General features: G+C 34.8%; 13 protein-coding genes. 11 read left to right on the top strand and 2 right to left on the bottom strand.

Annotated features, from left to right (window positions below; genetic code table 11):
* Positions 1-20 precede the first annotated feature (20 nt).
* Positions 21-1,955 carry a helix-turn-helix domain-containing protein gene (locus tag LOK78_RS13730; RefSeq protein ID WP_232635278.1) on the bottom strand — a complete coding sequence of 645 codons (1,935 nt, stop codon included), beginning with the start codon at positions 1,953-1,955 and terminating at the stop codon, positions 21-23.
* A gap of 243 nt (positions 1,956-2,198) precedes the next feature.
* Here LOK78_RS13730 and LOK78_RS13725 point away from each other — a divergent pair, with 243 nt between their 5' ends.
* The gene (locus LOK78_RS13725; protein WP_232635277.1) at positions 2,199-2,672 is read left to right on the top strand and encodes a hypothetical protein; all 474 of its coding nucleotides are present in this window, start codon (positions 2,199-2,201) and stop codon (positions 2,670-2,672) included.
* Positions 2,662-2,862 (top strand): helix-turn-helix transcriptional regulator, encoded by a 201-nt coding sequence (locus LOK78_RS13720; protein WP_053971948.1) that lies wholly within the window; start codon positions 2,662-2,664, stop codon positions 2,860-2,862. The genes LOK78_RS13725 and LOK78_RS13720 overlap by 11 nt, the downstream gene beginning before the upstream one ends.
* A 54-nt stretch (positions 2,863-2,916) precedes the next feature.
* Here LOK78_RS13720 and LOK78_RS13715 read toward each other — a convergent pair whose 3' ends face one another.
* A complete protein-coding gene (locus LOK78_RS13715) occupies positions 2,917-3,765 on the bottom strand; it encodes a DUF2911 domain-containing protein (protein WP_232635276.1) in 849 nt (282 codons plus the stop codon).
* A 223-nt stretch (positions 3,766-3,988) separates the two neighbouring features.
* On the opposite strand from LOK78_RS13715, the gene LOK78_RS13710 reads away from it, so the two are divergent.
* The 9 genes from LOK78_RS13710 to LOK78_RS13670 all read left to right on the top strand — a co-directional run bounded on the left by LOK78_RS13710 (position 3,989) and on the right by LOK78_RS13670 (position 12,555).
* Positions 3,989-4,645, top strand: coding sequence for a TetR/AcrR family transcriptional regulator (locus LOK78_RS13710; RefSeq protein ID WP_232635275.1), 657 nt, complete (start codon positions 3,989-3,991; stop codon positions 4,643-4,645).
* A gap of 7 nt (positions 4,646-4,652) precedes the next feature.
* Entirely contained in the window at positions 4,653-5,960 is a 1,308-nt protein-coding gene (locus LOK78_RS13705; RefSeq protein WP_232635274.1) for an ABC1 kinase family protein, read from the top strand.
* Entirely contained in the window at positions 5,957-7,378 is a 1,422-nt protein-coding gene (locus LOK78_RS13700) for an SDR family oxidoreductase (RefSeq protein WP_232635273.1), read from the top strand. The genes LOK78_RS13705 and LOK78_RS13700 overlap by 4 nt, the downstream gene beginning before the upstream one ends.
* Entirely contained in the window at positions 7,375-7,518 is a 144-nt protein-coding gene (locus tag LOK78_RS13695; RefSeq protein ID WP_082316576.1) for a DUF2256 domain-containing protein, read from the top strand. The genes LOK78_RS13700 and LOK78_RS13695 overlap by 4 nt, the downstream gene beginning before the upstream one ends.
* Positions 7,485-8,795: a DASH family cryptochrome gene (locus LOK78_RS13690; RefSeq protein WP_232635272.1), complete on the top strand. Its 1,311-nt coding sequence runs from the start codon at positions 7,485-7,487 to the stop codon at positions 8,793-8,795. The genes LOK78_RS13695 and LOK78_RS13690 overlap by 34 nt, the downstream gene beginning before the upstream one ends.
* The gene (locus LOK78_RS13685) at positions 8,796-10,331 is read left to right on the top strand and encodes a cryptochrome/photolyase family protein (protein WP_232635271.1); all 1,536 of its coding nucleotides are present in this window, start codon (positions 8,796-8,798) and stop codon (positions 10,329-10,331) included.
* A gap of 193 nt (positions 10,332-10,524) precedes the next feature.
* The gene (locus LOK78_RS13680; RefSeq protein ID WP_336246337.1) at positions 10,525-10,839 is read left to right on the top strand and encodes a hypothetical protein; all 315 of its coding nucleotides are present in this window, start codon (positions 10,525-10,527) and stop codon (positions 10,837-10,839) included.
* On the top strand, positions 10,836-11,528 hold the full coding sequence (gene folE / locus LOK78_RS13675; RefSeq protein WP_232635270.1) for a GTP cyclohydrolase I FolE: 693 nt from the start codon (positions 10,836-10,838) through the stop codon (positions 11,526-11,528). The genes LOK78_RS13680 and folE overlap by 4 nt, the downstream gene beginning before the upstream one ends.
* Before the next feature lie 88 nt (positions 11,529-11,616).
* On the top strand, positions 11,617-12,555 hold the full coding sequence (locus LOK78_RS13670; RefSeq protein ID WP_232395516.1) for a mechanosensitive ion channel family protein: 939 nt from the start codon (positions 11,617-11,619) through the stop codon (positions 12,553-12,555).
* Positions 12,556-12,558: the final 3 nt, after the last annotated feature.

Genomic DNA, 12,558 nt, shown 5'->3' with positions numbered 1-12,558 from the left:
GATTAAAAAATAATAGAAAATTAGGTTTTTAAGGGCTCATAATCACCCAAACCTAGCTTTTCTAAAATATGAAGAAATCTAGGCTCTTTTCTTAATTTTGAGAAACAGGCGTGATATTTTGTTTTAAACATATCAGCATTTTGCTCCTCTAATGCCGTTTCTAACCAATCCAATGCTTTTTCATTCTCCCCCATAGACGCAAATTTCTCAGCCACCCAATAGGCATTTAGTTGAAATGATTCAGAATCTGAGTTATTAATATCTGAATCATTAATCCATTGGAACACCCCATTAACACCATTATTTTCAAAGGCCTGTCTCATAGGAGGAATGTTGGATTTAAATTCAGGATAAAGACTCCAACCTTCTTCCAACATTTTTATGGCATCTTCCTCTTTCCCCATGGCTGCATAGATTTTAAACTTAACCCAATAAGACCAAAGATCTCGCGGTGCAACAAGTTCAGCCATAGTTGCATCCTCCAGGGCATTATCAAAATCTTCCAATTGTAAATATAATTCGGAACTTAAAACGTTAGCATAAAATGAATTTGGATAAATTCTTTTAGCTCTATCGAGTAAATCTCTAGCTCTATCAAAATCTCCCAAGGTGTAAAAAACATATTGCGCATACATACAATAAGTCTCATAATTGTTAGGATTAAGCTCTAAGGATTTCTCAAACTCCTCCTCTACTTTTTCCCAATCCCAACCATAATTCAAATAATACCATCCCAAGACCCTGTGAGGCTCAGATAAATCTGGATCAATTTCAACCGCTTTCATAGCATACTGCTTTCCCTTAACCAATTCATCATAGGAAGGTGTGGGCCAACTTTTCCATAAATAAATTTCAGCTAAACCCGAATAGCCTAAAGCAAAATCTGGATCCAACTGTATGCTTTTATTTAAGTATGTTTCTATCAATTCAAAACCTCCTTCGGAAAAATCACACCAGTAAAATCGCGCCTTATTATAGTAATTAAAAGCCTCTAAATTATCAGTTGGAATTTTTTCGAAGCGTTCCATATTAAGTGGTGAAATCAAAAGATGAAGTTCCGTAGCAATCAGACGAGATATTTCACTTTCCAAAATAAACACATCAGCATATTCCCTATCAAAATCCTGAGACCACATTTGCACGTCTTGCCTTGTATCAGTTAAATGGACTCTTATTTTCACACGATTATCAATTCTTTGTACACTTCCACCTACCAAATAATCAACATCCAACTTTTCTACCAGTTCTTTATTTGACAGCTTTTGATCTAAAAGTTGGGCCACAGATTGCTGTGACCTTACTACGAGTTCATCAATTTTGGAAAGGTTATCTAAGATGTCTTGCCGCATCCCTTCTGCAAAAAATTCATTTTCTTCCAGATTACTTAAGCTTTTAAAAGGTAACACAGCGATTGTTTTCTTGGAATAGTCCAATACATTTTGGTTAGGAACAACTTCTTTACTAGGAACCTTTTTCCCTTGGTTTATAAGTTTAACACCCGAAAAACCTAGGACGACAACCAAAATTCCTGTTAGTACTAAAGCGTAAACTTTTTTCTTTGGAGATGACCTATGAGTAGTAGGCTTAACTAAGTTATTATAATCAAGTTCTTCGGTCGTTTTATATTTAGTTTCCCCCGGTGTAAATCCGAAATAATCCTTGAAGGAGGTATTAAAATAAGTAGGACTATTGAAGCCAACCCGATAAGCAATTTCTGAAGAGGTAACCTCATCATTCTGAAGCATTATTAAGGCTTTTCTCAATCTAAATTCCCTTATAAATTGACTGGTTGATTGACCACTAATATTTTGAAGTTTCCTATGAAGTTGTGACCTACTAAACCCTATTTCTTTAGCAAGCTCATTTACTCCAAACTTCTCGTTCTCTAAGTTTTTTTCAAGAATTTCTTCTAAACACTTTAGTAATTGGTGTCCCAAATGTTGCTTACCAGACATTTTAAAAAGTTTAAATTAAAACGCTTCGATTTAGGACTCAGGGAGTGAAATATGCTATCTAATTTAAGCATTTTTATCCATTTAATAAAACTTTTAAGATGGTCTTATGATAGCATTATCCCCTTGTAAATTAAGAATAGTTGGCTCCATGGTGATAAATATTTTTTACAAAAAGAATATTTTATTTTACTTTATGTAAAGTTTTCTTTACTTTTGAATTATTCAATCAAAAATCGAACAGTTATGAAAACTTCCTATCTATTCCCAAACCAATTTAAGATATTGGGTTGGCCCCTGTTTATTACAGGTCTTATTCTGGGCATTATCATTGATGTCAACAATCTTGAAAATGACTTTTTTACCATCAAGGTACTCTCTATTTACCAAAATGGTTCGTTTCTTTCTTCTGAGTCTGGTTTTTTTAAGCTTATCGAGAATGATATTTTAGATGAATTAGCAGCATTAGCAATCATTATTGGAGGTCTTATCCTTTGCTTTTCAAAAGAAAAAATTGAAGATGAGTTTATTGCCAAACTGAGAAAAGACTCTTTAGTTTGGGCCTTCTTGGTTAATTACATTGTCTTAATCCTAGCCATAATTTTTGTATATGATCTGACCTTTTTTAGCGTCCTTATTTTCAATATGTTTACCCCTATTATTATTTATGTCTTTAGATTCCATTTCTTAAGATTAAAGAGCATGAGTCATGACGAATAATTTAAAAGTAGAAAGAGCGATACACGATATGACCCAGGCTGATCTGGCAAAGGCCATAGGGGTAAGCAGACAATCCATCAATGCTATGGAGAAAAACAAATACGTGCCATCCACAGTGCTAGCCTTGAAAATTGCCAAACTATTCAAAAAACCAGTGGAAGCCATATTCATTCTGGAGGAAACAGACTAAAAAAAAGCGCAACTTTTAAAAGTTGCGCTTTCTTATTTTCCTAATATGTAATTATTACATGGCCCCCCACTCTTTTAAGGAATCCATGTTCATTTTAACATAATCATCATTACCAGCTTCCTTTGCAGCCTGCATAGATTTTTTAGCTAGACCAATAGCACCATCCTTATCTCCTGCTTTTGCATAAATCAGAGATTGTTGTCTGTATTGCCAGAATTGAGGTTTTTCATTCATAGACATAGCCTTATCGATCCATTCCTTCGCTTGTTCGATATCTTTATTTTCAGAATAATAATAAGCCGCTGCTGCATAGTAATCGTTGGCCTTTGGCGATCCACTCAAAGCATCATTGATAGAAGCCATAACTTTTTTATCAGTTGGTACTGTAAATGGCACAGCCACATAAGTTTTTTCCCAAATAAACTCTAAGGTAGCTTCAGAACTTTTAATATTATTGATATCCATGGTAAAAGTCTCCACATTGAATGGTATTGGATGTACTTGAGCCTTAGCTATAGCAACCACTTTACTTTCATCCCATTTTTCAGGATTTCCCCAATTATTGGTATCTGAATACAAATAAATTTCCCACAAACTTTCTCCTGGCTTTGTAAAGATGGCATAAGAACCAGCTTTTACTTCATAACCAGCTACTTCTACATCATCACTAAAGGTAATGATTGAGTTTTTGTTGGCTCCTGTTCTCCAAATTTTTCCGTAAGGAACTAAATCCCCAAATACCGTTCTTCCTTTAACTCCTGGACGTGAATATTCCAAAGTAACTTGAGTTAATCCCACGGGCTGCTCCAATTTAGCCGTTGGACTAGGTTGAGGGGTTGAAACTTGTGCATTCAAACTTATGGCTAGCATAAGTCCTACTGCTGATAGTAATATTTTTTTCATTTCTAATTAGTTAAAATTATTGTTAACAAATATAAAATTACAAAAAATACGACTCACTATTTTGTTAAGAAAAAGGTAATTCTTTTGGGGTCTACTGGATTTTTAAAGAAATTAAAGAAACTAAAATCATAGAATAAGCTTTAAAATAGCATTTTGAGTTAAATTTTGTTTAACTTATTTTAATAACAATTAAACATTTTGTAATTTTACTAAAAACATTGGAATGGCAAAAAAAAAGAAAATAACCATGATGCATTTAATAGATGCCTATATGGATTATGTACTTGAATTTGGAAAAGAACCCACTTCGGTACATAAATTTGGGAAAGAGCACAACATTGATGAATCTGAATTTTATCAACACTTTAGTTCTTTTGAAGCTCTGGAAAAAGAGATTTTTAACCAGTTTGCGATACAAACACTCGCAACATTAGCCTCTAGTAAGGAGTATGATACGTACGATGCTCGAACCAAATTACTTAGCTTTTACTTTACTTTTTTCGAAAATTTAACAGCAAATAGAAGCTATGTAACCTATGCCCTCAATAAACACAAAAACAATCTTAAAAATTTAAAGTGCCTATCAGCTTTAAGAGAAACCTTTATTGATTACATAGAGTCCCTAGAAATTGAAACCCTAGATTTTAAAGAAGAAAGAATTGAAAAAGCAAAGAAACACTTTATCGGTGAATCGGCATGGGTACAATTACTTTTAACGATGAAATTCTGGATGGAAGACACTTCCAAAGCATTTGAAAAAACAGATATTTTTATAGAAAAATCTGTGAATACCAGCTTTGATATTCTAGATACCACGCCACTAAAAAGCATTGTAGACCTCGGGAAATTTCTTTTTAAAGAAAAAATGCCCATGAAATAAGCACCATATGAAAACCATAGATCATATCCCTACCAGTAAAATACAACGAGCCGGAAAGCTTGTTTCTACGGGCGCGAAAGTAGGTGTTAACTATCTCAAATACTATGGAGATAAAATCACCAAGACCGAAGAAGAGGCCAGAGAGAATTTAGATAAAAATAATGCCGAGGACATCTATGATAGTTTAAAGCAATTAAAAGGAAGTGCTTTAAAAGTAGCCCAAATGCTTAGTATGGAGAAGAACATCTTACCAAGAGCTTATGTGGAGCAATTTTCATTGGCTCAGTTTTCAGTTCCTCCACTCTCCGCTCCTTTGGTAAACAAAACGTTTAAGTCCTATTTTGGAAAATCGCCAGAAGATTTATTTGACTCCTTCAATCCCAATTCTGTCAATGCAGCCAGTATTGGCCAAGTGCATGAAGCCGAAAAAGACGGGAAAAAATTAGCTGTGAAAATTCAATACCCTGGAGTCGCAGAAAGCATATCTTCTGACTTGGCTATGGTTAAACCCATAGCGATTAAAATGTTTAACATCAAAGGGAAAGACTCTGACAAGTATTTTAAGGAAGTAGAAAATAAGCTCCTTGAAGAAACCAATTACGAATTGGAATTACGCCAAAGTAGAGAAATGGCCGAGGCTTGCATGCATATTCCACATTTAAAATTCCCCAATTATTACGAAGAATTGTCATCCAATCGCATCATAACGATGGATTACATGAATGGTGAGCATCTCTCAGATTTTGTAAAACACAATCAAAATCAAGAATTGTCAAACCAATTGGGGCAAGCCCTTTGGGATTTTTACATGTATCAAATTCATGTTTTAAAAAAGGTACATGCCGATCCGCATCCAGGAAACTTTTTGGTTTCAAATGAAGGAGATTTAGTGGTTTTAGATTTTGGATGTATTAAAACCATTCCTGAAGACTTTTATGTTCCTTATTTTGAATTGGCTGAACCACACAATTTAAACAATCCTGAGTTTTTTAAGGATAAACTTTATGAATTGGAGATTTTAAAACCTGAAGACGGACCAAAAGAAATAGAATTTTTCAGTCAAATGTTTTATGAAATGCTCAGTCTGTTTACCCAACCCATTCAAGAGGAAACCTTTGATTTTTCAAATGCCGATTTCTTTAATCAAATAGCAGCCTTAGGTGAGAAATATGCCAAAAACACCCAGATAAGAAAAATGAATGGAAATAGAGGTTCAGAGCATTTTATTTATATAAACCGAACCTTTTTTGGCCTTTACAACCTGATGTTTGATTTAAAATCCCAGAATGTAAAAATCAAGACGTTTTTTAAATGAAAGTACTGGTCACGGGGGCAACCGGGTATATAGGTAAGCGACTCATTCCTATTTTGATTAATGAGGGGCACCATGTGGTTTGCGCTGTTCGTGACCGTTTGCGAGCAGATGAAACTTTGGATGAAGAATACGTCAGTTTTGTAGAAGTTGATTTCCTAAAAAAAGAGACCTTACAAAACATTCCTGAAGACATTGATGCTGCCTACTATCTGATTCATTCCATGTCAAATTCTTCCAAAGATTTTGAAAAAATGGAAATGACTTGTGCCGAAAATTTTAAATCACGAGTAGAAAAAACCCAGTGCCAGCAAGTTATTTATTTAAGTGGAATTACCAATGAGGAAAAACTTTCAAAACATCTAAGATCGAGAAAGCAAGTTGAAGACATTCTCAAATCAGGCACTTTTGCTACTACTATTTTCAAAGCAGGAATTATCGTTGGTTCTGGTAGTTCTTCCTTTGAAATCATAAGAGATTTAGTAGAAAAACTTCCCGTGATGATTGCTCCCAAGTGGCTTCACACTAAAACACAACCGCTGGCAGTAAGAGATGTTATGTCGTATCTGTCAAAAGCTTTGGGCAATGAAAAACTTTACAATCATTCTTATGATATTTTCGGTCCAGAAATTCTGACTTATAAAAACATGTTGCTACAGTTTGCCGAGGTAAGGGAATTGAATCGTCATATTTGGACCGTTCCAGTCATGACTCCAAAGCTTTCCTCCTACTGGCTTTATTTTGTAACCTCTACTTCATACAAATTAGCGACTTCTTTGGTCGATAGCATGAGTGTTCAAATAATTGGCAAACCCAGTCAAATAAATGAACTTCTTGATATTCATCCCATTTCCTATAAAGAAGCTGTGTCATTGGCTTTTGAGAAAATAGAACAAAACACCATTGTTTCAAGTTGGAAAGATTCCATGGTAAGCAGCGGACGATTGAAAAAAAATCTTTATAAATATATTAATGTCCCTAAATATGGCTGCTTTAAAGATTATAAAGAGGCACATGTCTCCAATACCGACAAAACCATCGATAAAATTTGGGCCATTGGCGGAAACCAAGGTTGGTATTATGGTAATTTTTTATGGAAGATTAGAGGGTATCTAGACAAATTAGTTGGCGGCATAGGTTTACGACGTGGCAGAACGAATCCTTACAACTTGCATGCAGGAGATGCTCTGGATTTTTGGCGCGTCATTTATGCAGACAGAACCAAACAAAAGCTTCTACTTTATGCAGAAATGAAACTTCCTGGTGAAGCCTGGTTGGAATTTAAAATTGAAGAAAACATATTAAAACAAACTGCAACCTTTAGGCCTAGAGGCATAGCCGGACGGCTATATTGGTATGCGGTACTTCCCTTTCATGGTTTTATTTTTAACGGTATGATAAGAAGGCTTGTAGCAACATGAAAAAACAACACCTTCCAGAAAAAATATGCCCTATTTGCAATCGCCCATTCACTTGGAGAAAAAAATGGGAACACCACTGGAACGATGTAATCTATTGTAGTGAAAAATGCAGAAGAAACAAAAATCGAAATACGGCCTAGTTTGGTTTACCAATAATTTAAGAATTCATGATAACGCTTCTTTAAAGCAAGCTTGTGAAAATCACCAAAACGTTATTGCCGTTTATTGCTTTGACCCCAGACACTACAGAGACACGGCATTCGGATTTCAAAAAACTGGCAAGTTTCGAGCAAAATTTCTTTTAGAAACTGTTACAGATTTAAAGAAAAACCTAGCAACTTTGGGTATTACACTTTTGGTTTATCATAAAAAACCAGAAACGATTATTCCTGATTTGATCAAAGAATTTTCGATATCAGACATGTATTATCAAAATGAATGGACTTCAGAAGAGCAAGCAGTTATAAATGAATTAAAAAGAAACATACCCCATTCAGTCATATTCCATACCTTCTACAGTCAGTTCCTATTTCATCCCGAAGACCTGCCATTTGAGGTTGAATCCGTCCCGCGAGTTTTTACAGATTTTAGAAAACGGATAGAAAAAACGGCATCTATTCGCCCCCTGATAGAAACCAAAAACGAGAGCTGTACAATTATTAAAAAGGACACGCCAATACCCACCCTATGGGAATTGGGTTTTGAAGATTTTGAACAACATTCGCTTACTGCCTTTCCATTTCAAGGTGGAGAGACTTCGGCATTAAACAGACTTGAGCAATATTTATTTCAAAACGAAACAATAAAAACCTATAAAAAAACGAGAAATTGTCTATTGGGAGCTGATTATAGTTCGAAATTTTCGCCGTGGTTAGCAAATGGTTCTATAAGCCCAAAAATGATCTATTGGAATGTGAAAAAGTTTGAAAAGTTACATACCAAAAATGATTCCACCTATTGGTTAATTTTCGAACTCATCTGGAGAGACTTTTTCAAATATGTCTCCTTAAAATATGGTAATTCTATATTTCGCATCCATGGAATTCTTCAACAAGGCTATGTTTGGAAACAAGATTGGGATTTAATCAATGAGTGGATTCATGCTAAGACTCCAGAAGCTTTTGTAAATGCCAACATGTTAGAATTAAAACAAACTGGCTGGATGAGTAATCGTGGAAGGCAAAATGTAGCGTCTTACTTTGCCAAAACCTTGAATTTAGATTGGCGTATTGGGGCATCTTACTTTGAATCCTTGTTACTTGATTATGACGTCCACAGCAATTATGGCAACTGGATGTACCTATCAGGTGTAGGCAACGATCCAAGAAACCGCGAATTCAATGTCAAGCTTCAAGCCGAACGATACGACCCTCAGGAAACCTACCAAAATCTCTGGTTAGAACGAACTCCAATATAAATGAAAACTCTCAAACTACTTTTAGGAGATCAACTCAATATCAAACACTCCTGGTTTAAAGAAGTTGACCAAGAGGTGACTTATTGCCTATTTGAAATGAGGCAAGAAACAGACTATGTGGTCCATCATATTCAAAAAGTGATTGGCTTTTTTGCGGCCATGAGACAGTTTTGTGAAGCGCTCCAATCTCAAGGTCATCATGTGATTTATTATAAAATAAATGACAAGTATAACCATCAAAAGCTGGATGAAAACTTAGGAGCACTTATCCAAAAGCATGGTTTTGATAAATTTGAATACCAGCTTCCTGATGAACACCGCTTAGATAAGCAATTACAATCTATTTGTAAATCCCTCGCCATTCCTTCTGAAAGCGTTTCTAGCGAACATTTCTATACAGATAGAAATGAACTTCAAGAATTCTTTAAAGGAAAAAAGCAATATCTCATGGAAACATTTTATAGATACATGAGAAAGAAACACAAGATTCTTATTGTAGGAGACAATCAACCCGAAGGCGGTAAATGGAATTATGACAAATCCAACCGAAAATCATGGAATGGCAATCCAATAGTACCTCATTGCAAATATTTTAAAAATGATGTGGATGTCGTCCTTAAAGACATTGAAAAGGCCAAAATAAAAACCATAGGTGCCTTTTCTACCCAAACATTTTTATATCCCATTACAAGAAATCAAGCCTTAAATCAGCTAAAATATTTTTGTGAAGAGCTCCTTCAATATTTTGGAGACTATCAAGATGCCATGAATACTGAAGAAGTAAATTTATTCCACAGCAGACTATCCTTTGCACTGAATTTAAAATTGATTTCTCCCAAAAATGTCATTGATACCGTTTTGAATTACTACCGAAAGCATGGAAAAAACATAGATATATCCCAAATAGAAGGCTTCATCAGACAGATTTTAGGATGGCGAGAGTATATGCGCGGAATGTATTGGGCCATGATGCCAAAATTTAAGAACGAAAATCACTTAAATAACACCAACAAGCTAGCATCCTTCTTTTGGGATGGTGACACCAAAATGAACTGTCTTAAAAACACCATTCAGAATTCATTAGATCACGCCTATGCCCACCACATTCAACGCTTGATGATTACTGGAAACTATGCTTTACTTACCCAAACTCATCCTGATGAAGTAGATGCTTGGTACCTAGGAATATATGCAGATGCCATAGAATGGGTGCAACTACCCAATACGAGGGGCATGAGTCAATTTGCAGAAGGAGGAAACATTGCAACGAAACCTTATGTGTCTTCGGGATCTTACATACAAAAAATGAGTAATTATTGCACAGGTTGCCATTATGATTACAAGAAAAAAACAGAAGAAAATGCTTGCCCCTTTAATAGTCTTTACTGGAATTTTTTAGATGACAAAAGAAAGCAATTACAGGATAACCAAAGAATGAAAATGATGTATAGCATCTTGGACAAAATGGATAAGAAACAAGTCGAAACCATTAAAAAAAGAGCCTCAGACATCATCAAAAATCAAGCGGATTACTAAATGTCTTGTTAATTTTGTTTAATCTTTTATTTTTTTAGTTAAACAATTTGTATCTTTGGTTATAAACTTGATTTAATTGATCCTAAACACCACATATTTTGAGAAAGAACACAAGTCTCTAATTGAAGATATTGTGGGCAAATCATTTTCATTATGGCAATCAATCAAAATGAGAGGCATTGGTTCAAAAAGAATGATTATTCAAAAGGTCAGTCCTAATATGCAACAATATTCAAACAAGGTTTCTGATATCAATTATGCTAATATCGAGCTAAGACCACATGGTATTGTTATCTATATCAACAAAGGATTAAAAAATTTCACTTGGGTCATCCCCTACTATCAGTTGCACATTTATAAAACTAAATTTATGAGTATTCATGCTCAAGGAAAATTTATTCAGTTCAGCAACAATAAAACCTTTAAAGAAAATAAAGGGTTTCTAAAAAAAATGATGGCTGCCAAAATAGCCTATGACAAACAACATAACTTTATAAACTTGGTATGAGCACAAAAACACAGTTAAAGAAAAATGGTCATAATCTAAATGGATTTAATTCGGAAGATATTGGGAATGATCATTTGTTCACTTCTTTAGATACCCCAATGAAACCTAACGCTTTCAAACTTTCAGACCAAGAGAAGAAAGAAAAAATAAGCATTCTTTTTGAAGAAATCATGGATGTATTGGGACTTGATCTTAATGATGATTCTTTGAAAGGCACTCCCGAAAGAGTAGCAAAAATGTATGTTGACGAGATTTTTTGTGGTTTAAATCCTAAGAACAAGCCTTCCGTTGCCCTTTTTGAAAACAAATATCAATACAACCAAATGCTGGTTGAGAAAAACATTAGTTTTTACTCCAATTGCGAACACCATTTTGTTCCCATTATTGGTAAGGCTCATGTGGCATATATTTCCTCTGGTAAAGTAATTGGGTTATCCAAATTAAACCGTATAGTTCAGTACTATGCCAAACGACCACAAGTTCAAGAACGACTCACCATTCAAATTGCCAATGAGCTCAAAGCGGTTTTAGAAACCGAAGATGTGGCTGTGATTATTGATGCGAAACATTTATGTGTTTCTTCTAGAGGCGTGAAAGATGACACCTCATCTACGGTTACAACTTTTTTCGGTGGTCAGTTTAATTCACCTCAAAAAATATCTGAATTACAAAATTATATCCAGCAATAATTGTCAAATTATCAATAACGTTTTAAAACTTAGTTAAACCCTTTCAATCCTTTTGCATATTAATTATCTTAAGACAAAAGATAAATCTATGACTTTTATAAAACGTTACATTGCTCCGGTTCTTATTCTGTTGGCAGCTTTCTTTCTTCCAAAATTAGTGCTTCCATACGTTAATGATTTGGAAAAAGCCAAATTGGTTATTGAAAAAGTAAGCTCCATCATGATCATTCTAGCGATCACTTGGGCTATCATAGTAACGATTAAAGTTGCAAAAAAGAAGTACTTAACAAAGTATGATATTTCCAGTGAAAACAACCTAAGAGCCCGAAAGTTATATACGCAATTTAATGTTCTCGAAAGAGTTATCATTTTCATCATTCTTATCATAGCTATTGGTTTGAGTTTAATGTTATTTGATAGCGTGAGGAAATTTGGAGTTAGCGTTTTTGCCTCGGCAGGTATTGCAGGAATAATTGTGGGTTTTGCGGCTCAAAAAGCTATTGCCACTATATTGGCGGGAATGCAAATTGCCATTTCCCAGCCTATTCGTTTGGATGATGTTTTGGTTGTGGAAGGTGAATGGGGTTGGGTTGAAGAAATCACACTTACGTTTGTCGTTGTAAGAATTTGGGATAAACGGAGATTGGTTTTACCCACCACCTATTTTATTGAAAAACCCTTTCAAAATTGGACACGTACCACCTCAGAAATTCTTGGCACCGTCTTTATATACACCGATTATAATGTAGATTTTGATGCTTTGAGAGAGGAACTCACAAGACTTTTGGAATCCACAGAATTATGGGACAAACAGGTGAATGTTCTTCAGGTAACCGATTCAAAAGAGCGTACTGTAGAAATCAGGGCTTTAATGAGTGCCAGAAATTCACCTCAAGCATGGGATCTACGAGTTTATGTAAGAGAAGGATTGATTAAATTCATTCAAAAAAATTATCCCGAAAGCTTACCAAAAACAAGAGTTTCTGTTATGAATGAATTTGATGAAAAAACTCAAATAAAAGAATAAATT

Source organism: Mangrovimonas futianensis (assembly GCF_021245805.1).
GTDB lineage: Bacteria > Bacteroidota > Bacteroidia > Flavobacteriales > Flavobacteriaceae > Mangrovimonas > Mangrovimonas futianensis.
Note: the sequence above shows the minus strand (reverse complement) of the source record. Positions and strands in the feature narration are given on the sequence as shown.